Source organism: Streptomyces sp. P9-A2 (genome assembly GCF_036634175.1).
Classification (GTDB): Bacteria; Actinomycetota; Actinomycetes; order Streptomycetales; family Streptomycetaceae; genus Streptomyces; species Streptomyces pratens.
Window position 1 is genome coordinate 153,647 of sequence record NZ_JAZIFX010000001.1, and the last position, 19,857, is coordinate 173,503.

Consider the following 19,857-nt stretch of genomic DNA (forward strand, 5'->3'; position numbering starts at 1 on the left):
GAAATCCCCTCAGCCCTCCCCGGGGGACGGCGATGTGGTTCGGATCGGACATGAACGTGGGCAATGCGGAACACGGGACATACGGCGACCGCGGGAACGGAAGGCTCGGGCGGGTGGGCGGCGCGCTGCGGTGACGTACCGGTCAGCGCTCGACCGGCCGGACCGCCACCGATGTCGCGGACAGCGCGGACTCCACCCAGACCTCGACGCCCCGCGCGACGGGCCCTGAGCTCTTCGCGGCCAGCTTCAGCGGCTGTCCGGCGAGATACACCAGCACCTCTCCGTACCCCTGGGCCGGGATGGCGGTCACCACGGAGCCGGAGGTGCCGACGAGATCGCCGCCGCGCGGGGTGGCAGCTGTCTGGTCCCGCATGAGGGCGCGGCTGAGCTTCCAGGTCAACCACCCCGCGGCCGTCCCGGCCACCACACCGACCGCCGTCGCTCCGGTGGTCCCCAGATCCGTCGTGCCGAGGACGATCGCGCCGCCGAAGCCGAGCATGGACACGAACCCGGCGATGACCGGCAGCGACAGGAGTCCGTCGAACAGCCCGTCCAGCACGCCGCCGAACAGGCCTTCCAGGATCCCGTCGAAGATCAACGAGAACAGCAACAGAAGCAGTCCCGCGATACCGAGACCCACAAACCAGTCCATTCGGGCCTCGCTTCCACTCGGTGATCTCCCGCATCCGCATACTCCCACACGGCCCGGCTCGAACACATTGCCGGAACTCGGCAATCTTTACGCGTTCTTGATGCCGCCTTCCGACGGATGCCGGGGTTCCGCTCCCGCTCCGGCCGCGGTACAGGTTACGGAGACGCGAGGCGAGATGCCCACGGCCCCCGCGTCTCGGCCCGGGGCGCGGCGGGGCGCCGGGCGGCACACAGCCGTTGCTCTACTCCGGCAGGATCAACGCCCCTGGGCCGACCGCGAGGGCCTGCGGGACCGTCCGGCGCGGGGACCTCTCCAACATGCCGTGTCCCAGCCGGCGAGGTTCCCGCGACGTACGACGAGACAGGTCACGGCGTGGGGTGGCGCGGCGAGGAACCGAAAAACATCAGCTGATTCCTGTCAAGTGGATCGCTCGACGCGGGAAGTACGTCTTCGCCGGCCCTTCGGCCGCGACCGGCTGAAGCCGCGGGGCGGCAGCACCTTGATCGCGGGCGTCCTGTCCCGGCACGCCGGTTACTACGCCGACATCGGCCCGGGCTGTGCTCGAGGTCTGTGCCATCGTCTGCACAGCGTCGTCGTACGGGGAGGAGTGCGCCCTCCACTCGGACATGCACGAGCACTGCCGCGTGTGCGCCAAGGTGTGCCGGCGGTGCGAACCGGTGTGCGACGAACTGCTCGCCCGGCTGGGCCAATGCCTGTCCGCGTGCGCCCGGGCGGCCCCTACGGACGGCGGACGGCGGACGGCGGACGGCACAAACGGGGAGGGCCGCCTGTTCCGTACCCTGGCGGTATGCGCATGCGCCCCACTCTGAGCTGGTCCCCCGCCGAGGACTTGCCACCCGGCACCACGGATCTGGAGCCGGTCGCCGAGACGCTGAGTACCGGCGGGGTGCTGGTACTCAGCGGGGCGGGGATCTCCACGGAGTCGGGCATCCCCGACTACCGGGGCGAGGGCGGGAGCCTGAGCCGGCACACTCCGATGACCTACCAGGACTTCACCGCCGGCATCCAGGCCCGGCGCCGGTACTGGGCGCGCAGCCACCTCGGCTGGCGCACCTTCGGCCGCGCCCGCCCCAACCCCGGGCACCGGGCCGTGACCGCGTTCGCGCGGCACGGCCTGCTCACCGGTGTGATCACCCAGAACGTCGACAGCCTGCACCAGGCCGCGGGCAGCGAGGACGTCGTGGAACTCCACGGAAGTCTGGCCCGGGTCGTCTGCCTTTCCTGCGGCGCCCTCAGCCCGCGCCGCGAACTCGCCCGGCGGCTGGAGGAGGCCAATACGGGCTTCGAGCCGGTGGCCGCCGGAATCAACCCGGACGGTGACGCCGACCTCACCGACGAACAGGTCGAGGGTTTCCGCGTGCTGCCCTGCACGCTCTGCGGCGGCATCCTCAAGCCGGACGTGGTGTTCTTCGGCGAAGCCGTTCCGCCGCGGCGGGTCGAGCACTGCCGCACGCTGGTCCGTGAGGCGGCCTCGCTACTGGTTCTGGGATCTTCGCTGACGGTGATGTCCGGGCTCCGGTTCGTCCGCCAGGCGGCCCAGGCCGGAAAGCCCGTACTGATCGTCAACCGGGACCCCACCCGGGGTGACCGGCACGCCGCCACCCGGGTCGCGCTCCCGCTGGGAACGGCCCTCACCACCCTGGCCGACCGGCTGAACATCCCCGTCGACGACGAGTTGACGGCCTGAGCGGGGTCTGTACGGTGAACAGGTTAACTCCCGAGCTGGAAGCGGCAGTTGATGACTGACGTGACGAGTGACCACTGAACGCTTGATTCAAGCGTTCACTGCCGCCTCCTTGGAGAAGTCAAGCCGAGTGGATTTCGCTTCGCGAAGGACCAGGCGAAAGGGCGGCAGCCAACCGCGATGGCGGCCCTCGACGCAGAACTGGTCGCCTTCCGGATCGGCGAGCACCACATGCCCCTCCTCGGGGCGTTGACCGATGTCGATGTGGCGGGCGCCGAGCCCGAGTGCCCTCGCCACCACCTGCTGCTGGTCGTCGAGGGACGTGCTCGTCAGGTCGAAGTGCATCCGGTTCTGGCCCGACTTCTGCTCCCGGGCGGGGAGAAATCGGAGCCGGAACCCTGTGTCGTCGTTCGGTAGGAGAGTGGGCCCGTCGTCGGATTCGTGGGCCGTCTCCCAACCCAGGAGACCGGCCCAGAAGCGCGAGAGGCGGAAGGGATCGTTCGCATCGAAGCAGAGGGCGTGGAGCTGAGACGTCATCTTCCGCATATCCGATCCGCCGGCTCGCCGCCCGCACCCGCCGATCGTGCGGGCGGCGAGCCGGCAACAGGGCTTCGTCCAAGTCGTGGGGGAGCCTGCCCCTGTGGCCCCGCCCGGTCAACTCGTTTTCGCTCACCACCGTCGCCACAGCCCTCCGTGGGCAGGAGCCGGGCGGTGGGCCGCGGCCGAGATCCGTGCCTGCGGACAGAGGTCGTCGGATCGTGGGGGCCGGCGGACCTCGTCCTCGGCAACGCGGGTGTCCACCTGTCCGCCGCGCGGCAGGCGTGGATGGCTTACGGCCGGGAGTGGTCGTGAGACGGCCGATGGGGGGTACAGGGGGTGCCGTCAGGACAAGAACTTCTCCCGTGAGGGCCCAAGGATGACCGATGACGCCTACCTCGTCCTGCTGAACGGCACGGCCGTGACGATCGGCGTGCCCCCCGCGGCCGTCGGGGAACTGGCCTGTATGGAGACCCCCGCGGTCCGGGCATGGCTGCAAGCGCAGGGGATCACCGCGACGTCCCCCGGCTTTCGGCTGCTGCCGCCCGAGGAGACGGCAGCCCTTCCCGACGATGCCGAGCGGCTGCCCGTCCCTCTCGGGGAGGAGGAGCTGAGCCGCGTACGCCGGCATGCCGCGCCGCCCGACGTCGCCCGGCTGGAGGAGGAACTACTGGCCTACCGTTCCCGCGCGGACGGCAGGGACGCACTGCTCGCCCGTGCCCTGGCAGCCGGGGTTCCGGCGCGCCGCATCGCGGAACTGACCGGTGAAGACCTGGCCGTCGTCGAGGCGTTGACGCACTGACACCACCTCTGCCGGACCGCGGCCGCGACCGGGCCCCGGCCGACGGCGGCGCGCCGTAAGCCGGTGGCCCGCCCTCCGGCCGCCCCGGCCGCGCAGGGGTCACCTCGCACCGGCAGGTGCGGTGACGTTGCGTCAAATATTGGCTCTCGAAGGTGCTTTCGTTGCAAACAGGGGCAGCCGGGACGCCAGGCCGGTACCGCGGCGGGCCAGCCTACGCACACCTGAGAGGAGACACATCACATGGTCAGGTCAAGCGGCAGCGTCCGGGTGGGCACGGCGTCCGTGGCCGGTGTTCTGGCCGGCACGGTGCTGGTCGGTTGCGGCAACGACGGCGACTCGCCGGAGGGGAAGGACCGCTCCGCGGGGAAGGAGACGTCCAGCGCTCGGGAGCAGGGCACGGAGGCCGTCCGTTCCGCTTACGACAGGACGGCCGAGCAGGACACCGCGCGGGTGACGCTGCGCGTGCAGACCTCGGCCGACGGCACCTCGGTGACGGCGAACGGCCGGGGGACCGTCGACCTGGAGGACGGTGACAGCGTCATGACCCTCGGCGCGCAGGGCGAGCGCATGGAACAGCGGGTCGTCGATCAGGTGCTCTACCAGAAGCTTCCCCGGGGCGAGACCCCCGGCGGTAAGCCGTGGATCAAGATCGACTTGCAGAAGGTCGCCGAGCGCCGGGGAGTCGGGGACCAGTCCGTGAACGATCCCGCCCAGGCGGCCACGTTCACCAAGGCGATCGACGACAAGGACGTCACCCGCAAGGGCACCGCCAAAGTCGGCGAGGTGAACACCACCCACTACCGGGTCGCCGTCGACGTCGTCGAACTCCCCAACGGTGCCACTCTGCGGCAACAACTCGGTCCGACGCTGCCGATGGACGTGTGGCTCGACGACGACGGCCGCATCCGGCGGCAGCAGATCGACATGACGCTCAAGGCCCCCGCGGAGAGCGGTGCCCCGGACCGGGCCTCCTCGTCCTCCCAGCAGGCGAAGGTGCGCACCGTCATGGAGTTCAGCGACTTCGGTACGGACGTGGAGGCAGAGGCGCCGCCGTCCCGGCAGGTCACCGACCTGACCCAGAAGGCCCTCGAAGGCAGCCGGAAGCAGGGCTGATCCGTCTCGTACCGAAGGAGCGACCATGACATCGACGCAAGGACACCACGGGGGGTGGCAGGGCGGCCCCGCCGGTCCGGGTGAGCGCCGCAACGGGTTCGGTGTCGCGGCTCTGGTTCTAGGACTGGTCGGCGCCGTACTGTTCTGGACCGTGATCGGCGGGATCGTACTCGGTCTGCCGGCGCTGATCTTCGGAGTGATCGGCCACCGGCGCAAGAAGCACGGCGTGGCCACCAATGGAACGATGTCCGTGATCGGCGCGGTGATCGGCGCGCTCGCACTCATCACCTCCTCGGTGCTCCTGGCCATGGGCGCGGCCGTGTTCAACAGCGACGAATTCAAGAGCTACACCGAATGTGTCGAGCACGCCGACACCGAAGCCGACCGACAGCAGTGCGCGCAGAACTTCGACCGGGACGTCGACAACCGGTGAGCCCCGGTGGTCAGGGCCGGGACGGATTCCTCCGGAAGGTGCGGGTCTTCTTCGACGGCACCGTGTGAGCGCCGGTCGAGCATCGGCCGGCCTTCCGCTCCGCTCCCCCGTCGGCGCGATGGGCGGCCCGGTACCGCGATCGCGGTACCGGGCCGCCCATCGCGCCGGCGCGTCAGCCCTGGCGGGCCTTGAAACGCGGATCCTTCTTGTTGATCACGAACGTCACGCCTCGCCGACGCACCACCTGGGCACCCGGCTTGGCCTTCAGCGAGCGCAAGGACTTGCGTACCTTCATCAGGGCCTTCTTCCGCGGTATCGAACGGGCGGGGGCGCCCTCGGCTCCCCCTCGGGGCCTCCGCCACAGGGCGACGGAGGCAGGTGTCATCGCTCTTCGCGGAAGAGGACGTGCTCACCGGCGACCGGGTCGTACTTCCGCAGGACCAGCCGGTCGGGATCGTTCAGACGGTTCTTGCGGGTCACGTAGGTGACCCCCGTGCCTACTGTCGACCTCAGCTTGACGACCGGCCGTGCAGTGCTGCGTGCCATGAGGTGCTCCTTTCGCCACCGCCCGAGCCATTGACTCGGGCATGCCAGACATAGTGGACAACAGTGTCGACGGGCTCCGTATTCCGCGTCCCACGTTCAGCAGGCCGGGACCGCCGCCCGCTCCGTGCCCGGCACCTCGCCGGGCGGACCGATGCCACGTGCAAAAGATCATGGAGGGCGGTCACCCACGCGGCGAAGGGCTCCGCAGTGCTTCAGCCGAAGGACCGTCCCCGTGGGCCATGGGTGAGACCCGGGGACACCGCGTCAGCGCCGTCCACCGGGCCTTCGGCACCGGCCACAAGGGTCAGGTGGCGGGGCGGGCAGTGTGGTCGGGGTGGTGCCGGGTACGGCGGGCCTCCTTCATCTCCGCCTCGTACAGGTGGTCACGCCCCTCGGCCAGTTCCTGCCGGATCCCCTGCTCGATCTGCTGGAAGGGCCGGTAGTACGTGGCGTTGTACGCCTCGACGATCTGGAAGGTCCAGTGCCCCGGGATCACGTTGCGGCCGAGGATCTCACGCTCCACCCGGTCCGCCTGCTCTTCGTGGCCGGCCTCGCGGAGCAGGCGCACCGCGTCGTCGAGGGCGAGGTCGGCGCCGCCGGTCAGCTGGTGGAACGCATAGAGCGCACCACGGGCCCGTTCGGCCGTCTCCAGCGCCTTCGACAGTCCGCCCAGGGCTTTGACCGTCGTGTCGGAAACGCCGTCCGGCCGCCGGTGCTCAGGGGCGGGGTGCTGCGCGTTCGTGTTCATACGAAGACGGGTTCCCCAGGCAGGGCCGCAGAAGGCTGCGGCGTTCGGGGCAAGCCGTGTGCGGGGCGGATGTGAGCAGGGGACCTGGCGGCTGGAGACGTGACCGCTCAAGGAATCCGGCAGAATAGTCTGATCATCGTATTTTTCTTGGGATTCACCCATATCATGCGGTTTCCACCTCATGGCAAAGTAACCTGGCTGAGCCCGTCAAGCCGAAGTTCAGTCTTCGGCCGTCGGACGGGACACCGGAGAGTGGGGATACACGGGGGTTTCAGCAGCGCCGGAAGGCGGGAGCGACCTCGTACAAGAGGGACACGACCCGACAGCACGGGACGGGCTCCAGGACATGGCCGACGACCGTCGCCGGGCTGTGCGCGAGCTGCTGCAGACGGCCGGGGAACTCCGCGAAGTGCTTGCCCTCGCGGCCGGCGATCTGCGAAGGGCCACCGCGTTCGCGGCCGAAGCGCGGGCGGGTGAGGTCCCCATGTCCGGCGTCCCTCCGGCCGACCTCATCGGCTGGGCGCCCGCACAGTCCCGCTTGCCTGCCGGACCGTCCGCAGGACGTGACCTGGCAGCGGATCGAGACCAGGCCAGGAGACGCCCTGGTGCTGTGCACCGGCCACTGCGTGGACTTGTTCACCGGCCGGAACAACGAAGCCCTGACCGCGGCATGGTCGCAGGGTCCACCCGAACTGCCCTCCGTGTTGGGCCACTTCGACCAGGCGGTTCCCCTCGGCGGCGCCGACCGGACCGCAGTCTGTCTCTGGGAGCACGAACACCGCGGTTGAGAGGCAGTGAGTACGACACCTTGCCCAACGCCTGACCGCCGGGCACTTCCGATGCCGGCGCGGCCGGTCCTGGCGCCGGTATCAGGACTGCGGAGCTGCCCGTGTACGGCAGTCTCCCCGATACATGTACATGCGGAAGCTCCCCGTGTCTGCCCGGGGGACGCTGCTCTCGCTCGCCGAGGCGTGGTTCGGCACGGCATGACGCGTGTCCGTCACACCGTGCCGGAGACCTCACGCCCTGGGCACACCGCCGGCCGCATACTGTCTTCGGTCAGTGATCCACAGGCTCCTCATCCGTCTCGTACGTGCCCGTCCGGGGGGGGAAGGGTTTCCCGGCCGGCAGGCCTGCGTTCTCGTTTCGAGACCTGGGGCGACCATGTCTCCAGGGAAACGGAACGTGATGATGTGCAAGAACCTCGCGATACGCCTGAACCCGCCGGGGCTCGCATGCGTAGGGAGTGCGGGAGGACACGCACAGCAGAATTCCGCACAGCCCGAAGCACCCGACGCACAGCGACATCTTCAAGGAGTGCCCGATGAGCACCGCACGTATCAGCGACCGGCTGACGAGCCGCCAGCCCCTCGTACTGGGCCTGTTCCGTATGGTCCTGGGTCTGCTGTTCGCCAGTGAGGGCGCGGCTACGGTCTTCGGGGTGCTGGACCGAACGGCCAGCCCGGTGGGCGACTGGCCGTTCTGGTACGCCGGGGTGATCGAGCTGGTGTGCGGCGTCCTCGTTCTCCTCGGAGTCACGACGCGCAGCGCGGCCTTCGTCAGCTCGGGCATCATGGCCTTCGCCTACTTCACGGAGCACCAGAAGGACGGCCTGTTCCCGCTGCAGAACGGTGGCCTCGCCCCCGCGCTCTTCTGCTGGGGATTCCTGCTCATCGTGTTCTTCGGGCCGGGTGCCCTGTCCCTGTCGGGCGTCGTGGGCCGAGGGGAAACCGACGTCCTGCGGTCTGCTCGCCCAAAGCCCGCGCAGCGGGTGGGCGAGTAGGCGGCACCGGGACGAGGACGTCCGGCACGGGGTCTCCGTGCCGCATCCGATCCGGCTGCGCCTCCGGCGCATTGACGACCGGATCGAGGCCGCGGCGAGTTCCGCCCCGACCGTCCCGCGCCCGCGCACGGGCGGCTGCAGTCGCTCCTCCCCCACGAGGACGGGCGGCCCCATGTGATGCGCGGCGATCCGCGCCTGAGCGAGGGACGGAGTCGTGGCTCCGGGAACGCGCGTGCCCGGTATGCCTGATCGATCCGGACGAGAAGTGGCGTCACCGGGCCATCGTGTCGGGCTGCCACCGGCCGTGCTCAGCGCCCCGGTGGCCTCCGAGGCCCTTGGCGCCGGTCGCCGCTGTGCCGGCGGAGCCGGTCGGTGTGGCGGGCGACGTCATCGACACGCGCCGCGAGGTCGGAGGGGCGGACAGGCGAGGTGACAGGCTCTGTGGCAGGGTTCGCCCGTCGGATGCGCCGGGGTGCGAAGAGTGCCGCGCCCGAGGGCGCGACCGTGCCGGAGAATGACGAGGGAGACAGAATGATCTTTATCACCGCGAAGTTCCGGGTGCGCCCCGAATATGCCGACGAGTGGCCGGGGATCGCCGCGGACTTCACCTCGGCCACCCGGGACGAGCCCGGCTGTCTGTGGTTCGACTGGTCCCGCAGCCTCGATGACCCGACGGAGTACGTCCTGGTCGAGGCCTTCCGCGATGACGAGGCGGGGGCGGCCCATGTGCACTCCGAGCATTTCAGGGCCGCGCAGCGGACCCTGCCGCCCCACCTGGCCGAAACGCCCCGCATCGTGAACGCGACGGTCGCGCAGGACGACTGGTCGCTCCTGGGTGAGATGAGCGTCCCCGAGCGGGAGTGACGTACCCGCCTTGAGGTATCCGGACCGTTCAGCGGCCGCGTCGGGGGACCCTCAGATCCGTGACCACCGGGCGGTGGTCCGATGCCTCCGCCGCCACGGCTTCGGCACCGGCCACGGTGATGTCGAAGGAGGCGGCCACCAGGTCGATGCGCTTGATCGGGGCGACCGCCGGATACGTCCCACCGCCGTCCGGGTCGGCGTCCCGCAGCCGCTGCCACAGGGGTGCCAGCTCCGGAGCCGTCGCCTCGGCGTTGAAGTCGCCGATCAGGATCTTCGGTCCGCGGTCGGCGGCCAGTACGTCGAGCATGTCCGCCACCTGGGCCGCACGGACCGAGGGGTCGGCCCGGTGGTCCAGGTGCGTGCTGTAGACGTGCACGTGTACGCCCTTGACGTCGACCGTCACCTCGGCGAACCCGGGCATCGGGGCCGGCACCGGGCCGGGTGCCTGGGTGGAGAGCCGGGTGATCTCGTGGTTCTCCGCCTCGATCACCGGATAGCGGCTCAGGACGGCGACACCGTACTGCCGGCGCTCTGCGTCCTCGGCTGCCGGGGCCAGATCGTAGATCGGTGCGAAGAACACCCGCATGTCCAGCTTCCCGGCCAGTGCACGGGCCTCGTCGACGAATTCGCTGCGGTCGCCCCAGTGCACGTCGACCTCCTGGAGGCCGACCACGTCGGCGCCCAGATCACGCAGTGCCCGCGCGGTCCGGTCCAGGTCGAAGACCCCGTCCTCACCGGCACCGGCGTGAATGTTGTAGGTCGCCACTCTCAGCGGCACCGCCGGGGCGTCCGCCCTGGTGGCACCGGCACCCGCGGCTGTCGCAGGCGCCGCCGCGGCGAGCAGGACTACGGCCGGCGCGGCGGTGGCGGCAGCGCCGCGGACGAGGCGGGAAAAGCTCGGTTTCATGCCTGCTCCGGATCAGGTGGTGGGTGGGACGCGCGGGAGGGGCGGGGCCCGGTCGGCGCGACAGATCGCCTGACAGCACGTCAACACCTGTACCAGGTGGGCGGGTTTATCCACCAGGTCCCCGGTGCCTCTCCCCTGTCGCGATGCCGGGGTGTCCCGTCGTGCCGCCTTCCGGGTGCCGTCGGCGGAGTGCGGGCGAGCCGGTGGTTCCATACCGTCGCACGGTACCTGTCCCGCGCCCCGCCCGGTGTCCGCCGGCTCACCGCCGTCCACGGGGACGGCTCACGGAGCCTCGGCGTTGACGGTGGAGCGGTCCTCGCCGGTCAGGGAACGGGCGAGCGCCAGCCTCGAGAGCATCAGCACGCCTGTCACGATCAGGGCGATGCCCAGCAGTTGGGGCAGGAGCCACCAGCCCGACCGCACGGATTCGGAGTAGACCGTGAGCCCGAGCGCCAGGCTCACGCTCGCGTCGCCGAGGGTGATGGCGGGCTGGGACGCGACCAGGGGGCCCGCCTGCAGCGCGTTCTCCAGGAGGAACAGCGCCGACGCGCCGAACAGGGCGAAGCCGTAGGTCTGCCAGGCCGTGAGGAACGCGGTGACGCCGCCGTCGTCGAGTGTGTGCATCGACGCCTTCATCAGCGCCGCGGTCACCGCGTACGCGACGGCGGTGGCCAGCCCGAAGCAGGCTGCGCGGGTGCGGCTCCCGGGCCGGCGGAGCGCGGCGAGCACGAGGGCGACGATCGCGGTGGCGCAGACGGCGAGTGCCGGGATCCAGCGGTCCATCGGCACGTGCGTGCGGTTTCCCGCGGGCGAGGCGGCGGCCAGGGCGACGGCGAGTCCTGCCACCACGGCGAAGGCGGCCGCCCAGCCGGTGCGGGACAGCCGCCCCCGCAACAGTACCGTGGCGATGGCCAGAGCGAGCGGGAGCTCCAGCACGAACAGGGGCTGAACGATCGTCAGTGGTCCCGTCGCAAGTGCCACGGCCTGGCAGACCGCCGCGGTGATCATGGTGATGATGCCGGCGAGCCAGACGGGGTGCCGCAGCAGGTCGAGCATCAGCCCGGCCCTCAGCTTGTCGGACCGGGGCACGCCGAGGGCCGCCTTGCGCTGCAGTACGGTGGCGAGCGCGCTACTGAACGCGGCGCCCAGGGCGAACAGGACCGGCAGCAGCATGTCCACGGTGTGGGTCCTCCGGGATGACGGGACGGCCCGCCCCCGGGCCCTGCCATGGTGCCCCGCGTTCTCCCTCCTTCTCGCGAACACACGGGGGCGTGTCGCGGCCCGTACGGTGGCGGCCGTTTGCTCGGTGACCGCTCCGGGCCCCGGCGGATGCCGGGCAGGCGGGCGCGGATGTCACCGCGGCCCCCGCGCTCACGTCCCCGGCGGTACCGGTCGCCTCAGGAGGTAGACGGTCGCGGTCACGACCAGGACGATCATGCACGCGATGAACACCAGCCCCGCGTCCTGCAGGCCGAGAGGGCCCGTCAGTAAGCCCACGCCGATCACCGGCACCGAGATGCCCGCGTAGGCCACCACGAACAGCATGGAGATGACACCCGCCCGCTCCCCCGCCGGAGACACCTCGGCCAGTGCGGACAGCGCGCCGCGGAACGCCAGCCCCTGCCCGGCGCCGCCGACGATCGCGCTCAGCACCACCAGCGCGAGCAGGTCCCAGTGCAGCGCGCCGGCGAGCAGCGCCAGTCCGGCGAGAAGGCCGGCACAGCCCCATGGCAGGGACCGTGCCGCCCCGACCCGGCCGACGGCCAGTTGCCCGGCGGTCGAGGCGAAGAACGCCAGCGCGACGACCAGCCCGATCAGGGCGCGGTTCTGCACGTTCAGGAACTGCGCGAGGAACGCCGGGCTGACCGACGTGAACACCCCGAACAGCGCGAAACCCACGAACGAGGCGATCGCCGCCGGCCCGAACACCGCCCGCACCTGCGGAGGCAGGCCGGGCCGTCGAGGCCGTACGGTGCTCAGCGGGCGTCGCTCCCGTACGGTCTCCGGAAGTCTCAGCAGGACAACGACCGAGCCGGCCACCAGGACCAGGTGCACGACGAACGGCAGGTACAGCGGCCCGGCCGCGTACTGGGACAGGACTCCCGCGAGCAGCGGTCCGCATCCCAGCCCGCCCATGTTGGCGGCGGTCGCGACGAATGTGGCGCGAGAGGCGCCGCCGGGCGGCGCCAGCTCCATCACGAACGCCGTGGCGGCCCCGGTGAACAGCCCGGCGGACAGTCCCGACAGCAGCCGCCCCGCGTACAGCCACCCCAGGTCGGCGGCGCTGAGGAAACAGACGGCGCTCAGGGCCGCGAATCCCAGACCCCACAGCAGCACCGGGCGCCTGCCCACCACGTCCGAGACGTTCCCCGCCAGCAGCAGGACACCGATGACACCGAAGGCGTACACGGCGTACACGACGGTGACGGTCAGCTCGGAGAACCCGAACTTCTCCTGGTAGAGACCGTAGAGAGGGGTCGGCAGCGTGGTACCGACCATGCACACGGCGAACACCGCACCGCCGAGCACACACGCGCGCCACCCCGGGCGATCACCGGCCATGCCGACGACGGTAGCCCCGTGTGCGCCGCGGTCCCGCCCGGCACGCCAACCGGCCGGGAGAACCCGGAAAGCACCGGGCGCCGTCCCCGGCCGTGTCATGGGGGCCGTGTCATGGGGCCGTGTCATGGGGCCGTGTCATGGGGCTGTGTCATGGGGAGAACCACGCGGTACCCGTGGGCGCGGATACTCATGTGCCGGAACGCGTCGGCACGCGAAACTGGCGAGCAGGATTCCCGTGTCGAAAGGCCGACCATGCTCAGCCGTGCCGCCGCCGCCCTGCTGCCCTTCTTCGGACGCCTCACCGTCACCCGCGAGGCGGACGGACCGTACCCCGTGGGCAGTGTCTTCGTCGCCAACCACGACTCGGTGGCCGATCCCGCGGTCGTCCTGGCCGCCCTGCGGTCCGTGGACGTGATGCCGGCGATCCTGGTGACGGCGGGTCTCTGGCGCGTGCCGCTGCTGGGCCGGGCGTTGACACGGGAAGGGCACATTCCCGTCCACCGGGGATCGGCCCGGGCATCGGAGGCACTCGCTGCCGCGGCCGGAGCACTCGGGGCGGGGCGTCATGTACTCATCTACGCCGAAGGAGGTCTCCCCCTGCACCAGGACGCGAGGTGCGCCGCACCCCTGCCCTTCCGCACCGGTCTCGCACGACTGGTGGTCGCGACCCACGCGCCGGTGGTCCCCGTCGGTCAGGTGGGGGCCCGGCGCCTCTGCTCGGGAACGGTCGCGAAGCAACTGGCCGGTGTGCTCACGGCCCCGGCGCGCCGCCCGCGGTTCCACGTGCACATCGGCGGTCCGGTGCGTCTGCCGGCGGAGACGGCGCGCGGTACGTCGGTCGCGCACGGTGCGGTCAGTGCCGCCTGGCGGCGAGCGGCACACGCCGTCGGTGAGCCGGTCCGCACTCCCGGGCCCCATGGAGAAGGGCGGTGACCCCTCGGTCGTCCAGGTCACCCGGCGGCGGCCAGGCGACGCCGGAGGGTACCAGCAAGGGCGTCGAGCTGGTGGACCAGCCGGGCCGTACCGTCGCAGGGCACCGGCCCGACCGCATCGACGTAACGCGCCCCGCGAGACGGCGGCGTGACTCATCCGCTCCACCTCGCGCCTCGCAACACCTCACGGCAGGAAGTACTCCGACATCAGGCGGCTGACCCATTCCGGCTGTTCGATGTCGGCCGGGCGGAACTCCTCCATCGTCGGCTTGAGGTCGATGACCGGGGTGCCGGAGACCGCGTCGAGGCCCACCACGGTCAGCTCGCGACCATGGACGGACTCGATGGCGCAGGACGTCACCCCGATGCGGTTGGGCCTGCGGGGTCCTCGGCCGGCGAAGACGCCGACCGGCGGGAGGTCGGGGCGGCCCCGGTAGGGGCGGGGTTCGCGGTAGTCGTCCTGTTCCGGGAACTGGTCGAAGACGAACAGCACCTCCACGTGGGAGAAGCCTTCCAGCCCCTGGAGGCAGGCATCGCCGAAGCGCTCGTAGACGGTGATGGTGCTGCGGACGGCACCCCAGTTGTCCGTCTGCCGGACATCCGTCCGGTTGTTCCGGACCGTACCGATCGGCGTGATCTCGAAGCTCGGCATGCCGAGAGGCTATCCCCGCCGCCCCCACACCGGCACCGGGAACGAGTACGAACCGTGAGCGGCGCGGGCCGCCTCGGGGTTGTCGTCGGCCGGCGGGGAGACCTACGGATCTTCACCTGCCCCGCCGACCACCGTCACGCCTTCCGGGTGGACCTGCACTGATGAGCTGGAGCTCATCACCCGCGCTCCGGCCCATCCGACAGGCCCTGTCGCTCCGCCGCCTCTGTGAAGCGGTTCAACCCGAGCGCGGCGAGCAGGCGCAGCTTCCCGTGGCCCTCGGACCGGGGCGGCGCGGTGAGGACGAGGAGTGTCTGGGACTGGTCCTCGGTGAACAGCGCCTGGCAGTCCACCTCGATCGCGCCGACCTCGGGGTGGATCAACGTCTTGTGGTCCTCGAACCGCTGTGCGACCTCGTGCCGGTCCCACAGGCCGGCGAACTCCCCGCTCGCCTTCTGCAAACTCCCCACGAGGTCGCCTGCCCGCGACCGCGGGCCGCGCAGGCCGTAGGCGGCGCGCAGGTTCGCGACCTGGGCGCGGCTCTGCCGGTCGTGGTCGGCCTCGGGATAGACCGACCGCTCAGCAGGGTCGGTGAACCAGCGGTAGATCGCGCTGCGGGCGAGGCCCGTGTGCTTCGACGCGTCCCCGAACAAGGCCGTGGCCATGGCGTTCTGCACCAGCGTCTCGGCCAGGTCGGTCAGGATCAGCGCCGGAGCGTCGTCGAGGCGGTCCAGCACGCGCAGCAGTGCGGGAGCGACGTGCGGCGAGGCCGACAGGGACGCCGGTGCGTGGTGTCCGGCGATCCGGTACAGGTAGTTTCGCTCGTCGGTGGTCAGCCGCAGGGCCCGGGCGAGCGAGGCCAGCATCTGCTGACTGGGCTGCGGGCCGCGCTGCTGCTCCAGCCGTGTGTAGTAGTCGGTCGACATCACGGCGAGGGACGCGACCTCCTCGCGCCGCAGACCCTGGGTCCGCCGGCGCGTGCCTGGAGGGAGGGCGACGTCCTCGGGCCGCAGTGCCTCACGGCGGCGGCGCAGGAAGTCGGCCAGTGCTGCACGGTCCACGATGCCGATTATCGTCCGAGGCCCGGACGTGAGCCAGGGATCGCCGATCCCCCGATAAGCGCTCTCTGCCCAGCGCCGGCGAAGCGACGACAATCGAGGCATGGACATCTCCGGAAACACCATCTTCATCCCCGGCTCCACCAGCGGCATCGGTCTCGCCCTCGCCCTGGAGCTGCAGGCCAAGGGCAACACCGTCATCGTCGGTGGGCGGCGCGCCGAGCTGCTGGCGCAGATCGCCGCCGAACACCCCGGCATCGACACCGTGCAGATCGACACGGCGGACCCGGCGAGCATCGCCTCCGCCGCGAAGCAGGTGCTGGCCGGCCACCCCGGCCTCAACGTCCTCGTGACGATGGCCGGTGTCATGAAGGCCGAGGACTGGCGCGACCCGGCTTCCTTCCTCACCTCCGCCGAGACGACGGTGACGACGAACGTGCTCGGTCCGATCCGGCTCATCGCCGCGTTCATCGAGCATCTGCAGGCGCGGCCGGACGCCACGATCATGACCGTCTCCTCGGGCCTGGCGTTCACACCTCTCAAGTACACGCCGAGCTACAACGCGTCGAAGGCCGCGATCCACATGCTCAGCGAGTCCATCCGGCTGCAGCTCGCCGACACCTCGGTGCGGATCGTGGAACTCGAACCGCCGTCCGTCCGCACCGCGCTGATGCCCGGACACGAGGACGACGAACACGCCATGCCGCTGGACGAGTTCATCGCGGAGGCGGTCGCCCTGATCGAGGCGGAGCCCGACGCCAAGGAGATCCAGGTCGAGCGCGTGAAGTTCCTGCGCTACGGCGAGGCCCGCGGCGACTACGACCAGGTCGTCGAGACGCTCAACGGCCCCGCCCCGCAAGGGAAGTAACCACACCGACAGCACCACCTCAGAGCCGACGCGCTCACAGCCGCAGGCCTCACCGGAGCCGAGCACAACCTGTCATCAGGCCCCAGGCGTTCACGTCTCGTGGGGTGACTTTCACAGCCCCGAGAGACGGGTCGATGGACATCCCCGTCCACGCGTCCACGCCCTCGTCGAGGAACCGTTCCTCGTCCCTGAAGTTCAGAAGTCGAGCCGCGCCGGCGCCCCAAAGGGTGGCCGTACTGATCGGACACTTGTCGAAGTCGCCCTGGAGAAGACGCAGGAGGAATTCCACCATCCCGCACTCGTACAGTCTCCGTCCTCCGCCTTGGCGTGCCCACACCGCCACCGGCCGGCGGTCGGGGTCGGGGTCCGTCGTCACCCGGCACAGCGCGTCAGCACCGTTCGTATCTCCCCATCCGAGCATGTCCTTCAGGGACGGCCGGGGCTCGGGAGCTGGATCCTGCCGGCCCTGCGTGGTTTCGGAGTTCGCGGTGTCCTCCGGCACGTCCCGCCACGGGCTTTTGGCCCTGAGCCGCCACATCACGGCGTTGAACTGCCACCGCGGGTCAGGGACCGGACCGCGCTCACCCACCGGCGAGAACGGCTCGACCGACTCCCACTCGGCATCCGAGAGATCACCACGCGCCACCCGCGACAACTACCAGGCCCGGCCTCCCACGCACCGACGGATCCGGAAACCAGTGATCCGGACCTGGAGCAGCCCCTAGTCGGCCGTGATGCCCCGGCTTTCGAGGACGGCCACCAGGTCGGGGCCCAGGAACTCCGAGCCCAGGACGCGGCGGAGGTTCGGGAGGAGAACGAGGTCGTCGAGGGAGGCGATGTCGAACAGGTCGTCCTCACCGTCCCAGACCGGTGCGCACTCCTGGTAGACCTGGTTGCCGCCGTCCATGCACAGTTCCTCGACCCCGGCCAGGAGTTCGTCGCCGATCTCCAGCGACTCGAAGTACGCGCGTGCCTCGGGCACCACCTTGTACGCCAGGCCGTGCTCCTGGGCGTACGTCCAGGGGTCGCCGCCGAGGCCCTTCTCCTTCAGAAGGCCGGCCAGACTGAACCGCGGGGTCAGTTTCTCGTCGATGTACATGAGCTGCTCGATGACGACGAGCTTGAAGTTGAAGTCCTTGAACCGGGCCATGGAAACGACCCTATTGCACCGTGCGGACGCCCTCCCCCGTCCCCGGTGCGGCACCTGCGAGGGTGCCGCACCGGGCCGGGCCCGGGTCAGGCTCCGGGCAGGACGCCGCTGCGCACCACCTCGGCGTACCAGCGGGCGCTGGCCTTCGGGATGCGGGTGCCGGTGGGGTAGTCCACGTAGACGGCGCCGAAGCGCTTGCTGTAGCCGTGGGCCCACTCGAAGTTGTCCAGCAGGGACCAGAGGAAGTAACCGCGTACGTCCGCGCCGTCCACGATGGCCCGGTGGACGGCGGCCAGGTGGCCGCGCACGTAGGCGATCCGCGCGGGGTCGTTGACCTGGCCGGAGGGGTCGGCGTAGTCGTCGAACGCCGCGCCGTTCTCGGTGATGTACAGCGGCAGCCGCGGGAAGTCGGCGGCCAGGCGGCGCAGCAGGTCGTACAGGCCGGTGGGGTCGACGGCCCAGCCCATGGCGGTGGTCTCGCCGGGCGGCTGGTGGAAGGCGACCTTGTCGGCGCCCGGCCAGGGGCTGTGGGCGCTCTTTCCGTGGCCGTCGGAGGTGTGGGCGCCGCTGCCGTCGGTCGCGGAGACGACGGTGGGGGTGTAGTAGTTCACGCCGAGGAAGTCCAGCGGCTGGTGGATCTGCTTCAGGTCGCCGTCGCGCACGAAGGACCAGTCGGTCAGTTCCGCGGTGTCCTTGAGCAGGTCCTCCGGGTAGGCGCCCTGGAGCATCGGGCCGGTGAAGACCCGGTTGGCGAGGGCGTCGATGCGGCGGACCGCGTCGGTGTCGGCGTCGTCGGGGGTGAGCGGGCGGACCTGGTGGATGTTGAGGGTGACCGAGCACCGGGCGTCGGCGGGGAGGCGGTCGCGCAGTGCCTGGACGGCCAGGCCGTGGCCCAGGTTGAGGTGGTGGGCGGCGCGCAGGGCGGCGACCGGGTCGGTGCGGCCGGGGGCGTGCACGCCGGAGCCGTAGCCGAGGAAGGCACTGCACCAGGGCTCGTTCAGAGTGGTCCAGGTCTTCACCCGGTCGCCCAGGGCGTCCGCGGCGAGGGCCGCGTACTCGGCGAACCGCTCGGCCGTGGCGCGCTCGGGCCAGCCTCCGGCGTCCTCCAGTTCCTGCGGCAGGTCCCAGTGGTAGAGGGTGGCGACGGGCTGGATGCCCTTGTCCAGCAGGTCGTCGACGAGGCGCCGGTAGAAGTCAAGGCCCTTCTGGACCGCGGGGCCGCGGCCGGTGGGCTGGATCCGGGGCCAGGCGAGGGAGAAGCGGTAGGCGCCCAGGCCGAGTTCGGCCATGAGGGCGACGTCCTCGCGCCAGCGGTGGTAGTGGTCGGTGGCGGTGTCACCGGTGTCGCCGTTGCGGACCCGGCCGGGGGTGCGTGCGTAGGTGTCCCAGATGGACGGTGTGCGGCCGTCCTCGGCGGCGGCCCCCTCGATCTGGTAGGAGGCGGTCGCGGAACCCCAGAGGAAACCCTTGGGGAAGGTGAGGGCAGCGTCCGGGGAGGACGCGGTCTGCTGTGCTGAGGTGACCACGTAAGTCCTTTCGGGGTGGTGGGGGCGGGTGCGCGGGCGCGCGAACGCCCGGTGGGGGTACGGGTCCGGGGGTGCGGGCGCGGCGGGTCAGCCCTTGACGGCACCGGCCATGATGCCGCTGACGATCTGACGGCCGAAGACGATGAACATCAGCAGCAGCGGCAGCGTGCCGAGCAGCGCGCCCGCCATGATCAGCGACTGGTCGCGGACATAGCCCGCGCTGAGCTGGGTGAGGGCGACGGGAACCGTCGGGTTGGTCATGTCGAGCACCACGAACGGCCAGAAGAAGTCGTTCCACGCGTGCACGAACGTGATCATGAACAGGACCGCCATCGCGGGCCGTGCGACGGGCAGCACGATGCTCCAGAAGATCCGCAGCGAGTGCGCCCCGTCCACGCGTCCGGCCTCGACGAGTTCGTCCGGCAGTGCCTCCGACAGGTACTGCCGCATGAAGAAGACGCCGACCGCGCTCACCAGGGTGGGGAAGATGACGGCGGGCAGCTGCTGCGACCAGCCCAGCTCGGCCATCATCATGAACAGCGGCACGACGGCGAGCTGCGGCGGCACCAGCATGGTGCCGATCACCAGCATGAGCAGGGCGTTGCGTCCCTTGAACCGCAGCTTGGCGAAGGCGAATCCGGCCAGGGTCGCGAACAGCACCGTGGACAGGGCGATCACCCCGGCCACGATGAGGCTGTTCATCATGGCCTTGCCCATCGCCGCCTCGTCCCAGGCCCGGGCGAGGTTGCTGAACAGGTTCGGGCCGGGCAGGAACGGCGGCGGCGTCTGGCTGACCCGGGTGTTGTCGGTGGAGGCGGCCACCATCGTCCAGTACAGCGGGAAGATCGACAGCAGCGCCATGACGGCGAGCAGGACGTAGGCGAGCGGGCCCGCGTGGTGCTGGCGGCCGGCGCGCTGGCGCAGCAGCCGGCGGCCACCGCGGCCGGTCGGCTTCTCGGCGGAGGTCCGGGCCGCGGTGTCCGTCCGGGCCGGGAGACTTTGAGTGGTCATGGCGACTCCAG

Annotated in this window: 23 protein-coding genes and 1 pseudogene; 10 read left to right on the top strand and 14 right to left on the bottom strand. The window is 70.7% G+C overall.

What is annotated here, in order from left to right:
* Nucleotides 1-142: 142 nt before the first annotated feature.
* Nucleotides 143-652, bottom strand: a complete 510-nt coding sequence (locus V4Y04_RS00670; RefSeq protein ID WP_332425004.1) for a hypothetical protein — start codon at nucleotides 650-652, stop codon at nucleotides 143-145.
* A 626-nt stretch (nucleotides 653-1,278) separates the two neighbouring features.
* Between V4Y04_RS00670 and V4Y04_RS37610 the strand changes: the two genes are divergently transcribed.
* Nucleotides 1,279-1,482 (top strand): four-helix bundle copper-binding protein, encoded by a 204-nt coding sequence (locus V4Y04_RS37610; RefSeq protein WP_443080157.1) that lies wholly within the window; start codon nucleotides 1,279-1,281, stop codon nucleotides 1,480-1,482.
* A complete protein-coding gene (locus V4Y04_RS00675) occupies nucleotides 1,461-2,360 on the top strand; it encodes an NAD-dependent protein deacetylase (protein ID WP_332425005.1) in 900 nt (299 codons plus the stop codon). The genes V4Y04_RS37610 and V4Y04_RS00675 overlap by 22 nt, the downstream gene beginning before the upstream one ends.
* 189 nt (nucleotides 2,361-2,549) lie before the next feature.
* Here V4Y04_RS00675 and V4Y04_RS00680 read toward each other — a convergent pair.
* A pseudogene (locus V4Y04_RS00680) lies at nucleotides 2,550-2,894 on the bottom strand (VOC family protein); the annotation flags it as partial.
* Nucleotides 2,895-3,273: 379 nt separating this feature from the next.
* Here V4Y04_RS00680 and V4Y04_RS00685 point away from each other — a divergent pair.
* The 3 genes from V4Y04_RS00685 (at nucleotide 3,274) to V4Y04_RS00695 (ending at nucleotide 5,242) form a co-directional block, all read left to right on the top strand.
* Nucleotides 3,274-3,696 carry a DUF6003 family protein gene (locus V4Y04_RS00685; RefSeq protein WP_332425007.1) on the top strand — a complete coding sequence of 141 codons (423 nt, stop codon included), beginning with the start codon at nucleotides 3,274-3,276 and terminating at the stop codon, nucleotides 3,694-3,696.
* A gap of 240 nt (nucleotides 3,697-3,936) precedes the next feature.
* The gene (locus V4Y04_RS00690; RefSeq protein ID WP_332425009.1) at nucleotides 3,937-4,809 is read left to right on the top strand and encodes a hypothetical protein; all 873 of its coding nucleotides are present in this window, start codon (nucleotides 3,937-3,939) and stop codon (nucleotides 4,807-4,809) included.
* A gap of 25 nt (nucleotides 4,810-4,834) precedes the next feature.
* Nucleotides 4,835-5,242 carry a DUF4190 domain-containing protein gene (locus tag V4Y04_RS00695; RefSeq protein WP_332425011.1) on the top strand — a complete coding sequence of 136 codons (408 nt, stop codon included), beginning with the start codon at nucleotides 4,835-4,837 and terminating at the stop codon, nucleotides 5,240-5,242.
* Nucleotides 5,243-5,414: 172 nt separating this feature from the next.
* Here V4Y04_RS00695 and ykgO read toward each other — a convergent pair whose 3' ends face one another.
* From ykgO to V4Y04_RS00710, 3 genes are all read right to left on the bottom strand, one after another.
* The gene (gene ykgO / locus V4Y04_RS00700; protein WP_006130958.1) at nucleotides 5,415-5,537 is read right to left on the bottom strand and encodes a type B 50S ribosomal protein L36; all 123 of its coding nucleotides are present in this window, start codon (nucleotides 5,535-5,537) and stop codon (nucleotides 5,415-5,417) included.
* A gap of 86 nt (nucleotides 5,538-5,623) precedes the next feature.
* Nucleotides 5,624-5,788: a 50S ribosomal protein L33 gene (rpmG, locus tag V4Y04_RS00705; protein ID WP_055575111.1), complete on the bottom strand. Its 165-nt coding sequence runs from the start codon at nucleotides 5,786-5,788 to the stop codon at nucleotides 5,624-5,626.
* A gap of 304 nt (nucleotides 5,789-6,092) precedes the next feature.
* Entirely contained in the window at nucleotides 6,093-6,536 is a 444-nt protein-coding gene (locus V4Y04_RS00710; protein WP_332425029.1) for a hypothetical protein, read from the bottom strand.
* 563 nt (nucleotides 6,537-7,099) lie between these two features.
* Between V4Y04_RS00710 and V4Y04_RS00715 the strand changes: the two genes are divergently transcribed.
* From V4Y04_RS00715 to V4Y04_RS00725, 3 genes are all read left to right on the top strand, one after another.
* On the top strand, nucleotides 7,100-7,324 hold the full coding sequence (locus V4Y04_RS00715) for a hypothetical protein (protein WP_332425031.1): 225 nt from the start codon (nucleotides 7,100-7,102) through the stop codon (nucleotides 7,322-7,324).
* 536 nt (nucleotides 7,325-7,860) lie between these two features.
* Nucleotides 7,861-8,319 carry a DoxX family protein gene (locus V4Y04_RS00720; RefSeq protein ID WP_332425033.1) on the top strand — a complete coding sequence of 153 codons (459 nt, stop codon included), beginning with the start codon at nucleotides 7,861-7,863 and terminating at the stop codon, nucleotides 8,317-8,319.
* A 531-nt stretch (nucleotides 8,320-8,850) separates the two neighbouring features.
* Nucleotides 8,851-9,183: a putative quinol monooxygenase gene (locus V4Y04_RS00725; RefSeq protein WP_332425034.1), complete on the top strand. Its 333-nt coding sequence runs from the start codon at nucleotides 8,851-8,853 to the stop codon at nucleotides 9,181-9,183.
* Nucleotides 9,184-9,211: 28 nt separating this feature from the next.
* Here the strand turns inward: V4Y04_RS00725 and V4Y04_RS00730 are convergent, their stop codons facing one another.
* The 3 genes from V4Y04_RS00730 to V4Y04_RS00740 all read right to left on the bottom strand — a co-directional run bounded on the left by V4Y04_RS00730 (nucleotide 9,212) and on the right by V4Y04_RS00740 (nucleotide 12,652).
* Nucleotides 9,212-10,090 carry an endonuclease/exonuclease/phosphatase family protein gene (locus tag V4Y04_RS00730; protein WP_332425035.1) on the bottom strand — a complete coding sequence of 293 codons (879 nt, stop codon included), beginning with the start codon at nucleotides 10,088-10,090 and terminating at the stop codon, nucleotides 9,212-9,214.
* Between the two features lie 282 nt (nucleotides 10,091-10,372).
* The gene (locus tag V4Y04_RS00735) at nucleotides 10,373-11,263 is read right to left on the bottom strand and encodes a DMT family transporter (protein ID WP_443080158.1); all 891 of its coding nucleotides are present in this window, start codon (nucleotides 11,261-11,263) and stop codon (nucleotides 10,373-10,375) included.
* 198 nt (nucleotides 11,264-11,461) lie between these two features.
* The gene (locus tag V4Y04_RS00740; RefSeq protein ID WP_332425038.1) at nucleotides 11,462-12,652 is read right to left on the bottom strand and encodes an MFS transporter; all 1,191 of its coding nucleotides are present in this window, start codon (nucleotides 12,650-12,652) and stop codon (nucleotides 11,462-11,464) included.
* Nucleotides 12,653-12,904: 252 nt separating this feature from the next.
* Here V4Y04_RS00740 and V4Y04_RS00745 point away from each other — a divergent pair, with 252 nt between their 5' ends.
* Nucleotides 12,905-13,585 carry a lysophospholipid acyltransferase family protein gene (locus V4Y04_RS00745; protein WP_332425040.1) on the top strand — a complete coding sequence of 227 codons (681 nt, stop codon included), beginning with the start codon at nucleotides 12,905-12,907 and terminating at the stop codon, nucleotides 13,583-13,585.
* Between the two features lie 183 nt (nucleotides 13,586-13,768).
* Here the strand turns inward: V4Y04_RS00745 and V4Y04_RS00750 are convergent, their stop codons facing one another.
* Nucleotides 13,769-14,236, bottom strand: a complete 468-nt coding sequence (locus tag V4Y04_RS00750) for an SAM-dependent methyltransferase (protein ID WP_332425041.1) — start codon at nucleotides 14,234-14,236, stop codon at nucleotides 13,769-13,771.
* 176 nt (nucleotides 14,237-14,412) lie between these two features.
* Nucleotides 14,413-15,294, bottom strand: coding sequence for a helix-turn-helix transcriptional regulator (locus V4Y04_RS00755; protein WP_332425043.1), 882 nt, complete (start codon nucleotides 15,292-15,294; stop codon nucleotides 14,413-14,415).
* A gap of 100 nt (nucleotides 15,295-15,394) precedes the next feature.
* On the opposite strand from V4Y04_RS00755, the gene V4Y04_RS00760 reads away from it, so the two are divergent.
* Complete coding sequence (locus V4Y04_RS00760) at nucleotides 15,395-16,159, top strand: SDR family oxidoreductase (protein WP_332425045.1); 765 nt, start codon at nucleotides 15,395-15,397, stop codon at nucleotides 16,157-16,159.
* A 49-nt stretch (nucleotides 16,160-16,208) separates the two neighbouring features.
* On the opposite strand, the gene V4Y04_RS37615 is transcribed toward V4Y04_RS00760, so the two are convergent.
* The 4 genes from V4Y04_RS37615 to V4Y04_RS00775 form a co-directional block, all read right to left on the bottom strand.
* Nucleotides 16,209-16,805 carry a transposase gene (locus V4Y04_RS37615; RefSeq protein WP_443079928.1) on the bottom strand — a complete coding sequence of 199 codons (597 nt, stop codon included), beginning with the start codon at nucleotides 16,803-16,805 and terminating at the stop codon, nucleotides 16,209-16,211.
* A 75-nt stretch (nucleotides 16,806-16,880) separates the two neighbouring features.
* Nucleotides 16,881-17,309, bottom strand: a complete 429-nt coding sequence (locus tag V4Y04_RS00765) for a DUF6892 domain-containing protein (RefSeq protein WP_332425047.1) — start codon at nucleotides 17,307-17,309, stop codon at nucleotides 16,881-16,883.
* A gap of 86 nt (nucleotides 17,310-17,395) precedes the next feature.
* Nucleotides 17,396-18,835 carry a GH1 family beta-glucosidase gene (locus tag V4Y04_RS00770; protein WP_332425048.1) on the bottom strand — a complete coding sequence of 480 codons (1,440 nt, stop codon included), beginning with the start codon at nucleotides 18,833-18,835 and terminating at the stop codon, nucleotides 17,396-17,398.
* A gap of 87 nt (nucleotides 18,836-18,922) precedes the next feature.
* Complete coding sequence (locus tag V4Y04_RS00775; RefSeq protein ID WP_332425049.1) at nucleotides 18,923-19,846, bottom strand: carbohydrate ABC transporter permease; 924 nt, start codon at nucleotides 19,844-19,846, stop codon at nucleotides 18,923-18,925.
* Between the last annotated feature and the right edge of the window lie 11 nt (nucleotides 19,847-19,857).

Bases quoted from the DNA above. Each gene is read 5' to 3' on its own strand.
- V4Y04_RS00670 (WP_332425004.1), bottom strand. From the start codon at position 652: ATGGACTGGTTTGTGGGTCTCGGTATCGCGGGACTGCTTCTGTTGCTG.
- V4Y04_RS00730 (WP_332425035.1), bottom strand. From the start codon at position 10,090: ATGAAACCGAGCTTTTCCCGCCTCGTCCGCGGCGCTGCCGCCACCGCC.
- V4Y04_RS00750 (WP_332425041.1), bottom strand. From the start codon at position 14,236: ATGCCGAGCTTCGAGATCACGCCGATCGGTACGGTCCGGAACAACCGG.
- V4Y04_RS00735 (WP_443080158.1), bottom strand. From the start codon at position 11,263: ATGCTGCTGCCGGTCCTGTTCGCCCTGGGCGCCGCGTTCAGTAGCGCG.
- V4Y04_RS00720 (WP_332425033.1), top strand. From the start codon at position 7,861: ATGAGCACCGCACGTATCAGCGACCGGCTGACGAGCCGCCAGCCCCTC.
- V4Y04_RS00710 (WP_332425029.1), bottom strand. From the start codon at position 6,536: ATGAACACGAACGCGCAGCACCCCGCCCCTGAGCACCGGCGGCCGGAC.
- V4Y04_RS00725 (WP_332425034.1), top strand. From the start codon at position 8,851: ATGATCTTTATCACCGCGAAGTTCCGGGTGCGCCCCGAATATGCCGAC.
- V4Y04_RS00695 (WP_332425011.1), top strand. From the start codon at position 4,835: ATGACATCGACGCAAGGACACCACGGGGGGTGGCAGGGCGGCCCCGCC.
- ykgO (WP_006130958.1), bottom strand. From the start codon at position 5,537: ATGAAGGTACGCAAGTCCTTGCGCTCGCTGAAGGCCAAGCCGGGTGCC.
- V4Y04_RS00675 (WP_332425005.1), top strand. From the start codon at position 1,461: ATGCGCATGCGCCCCACTCTGAGCTGGTCCCCCGCCGAGGACTTGCCA.
- V4Y04_RS00775 (WP_332425049.1), bottom strand. From the start codon at position 19,846: ATGACCACTCAAAGTCTCCCGGCCCGGACGGACACCGCGGCCCGGACC.
- V4Y04_RS00685 (WP_332425007.1), top strand. From the start codon at position 3,274: ATGACCGATGACGCCTACCTCGTCCTGCTGAACGGCACGGCCGTGACG.
- V4Y04_RS00740 (WP_332425038.1), bottom strand. From the start codon at position 12,652: ATGGCCGGTGATCGCCCGGGGTGGCGCGCGTGTGTGCTCGGCGGTGCG.
- V4Y04_RS37610 (WP_443080157.1), top strand. From the start codon at position 1,279: ATGCACGAGCACTGCCGCGTGTGCGCCAAGGTGTGCCGGCGGTGCGAA.
- rpmG (WP_055575111.1), bottom strand. From the start codon at position 5,788: ATGGCACGCAGCACTGCACGGCCGGTCGTCAAGCTGAGGTCGACAGTA.
- V4Y04_RS00690 (WP_332425009.1), top strand. From the start codon at position 3,937: ATGGTCAGGTCAAGCGGCAGCGTCCGGGTGGGCACGGCGTCCGTGGCC.
- V4Y04_RS00765 (WP_332425047.1), bottom strand. From the start codon at position 17,309: ATGGCCCGGTTCAAGGACTTCAACTTCAAGCTCGTCGTCATCGAGCAG.
- V4Y04_RS00745 (WP_332425040.1), top strand. From the start codon at position 12,905: ATGCTCAGCCGTGCCGCCGCCGCCCTGCTGCCCTTCTTCGGACGCCTC.
- V4Y04_RS00760 (WP_332425045.1), top strand. From the start codon at position 15,395: ATGGACATCTCCGGAAACACCATCTTCATCCCCGGCTCCACCAGCGGC.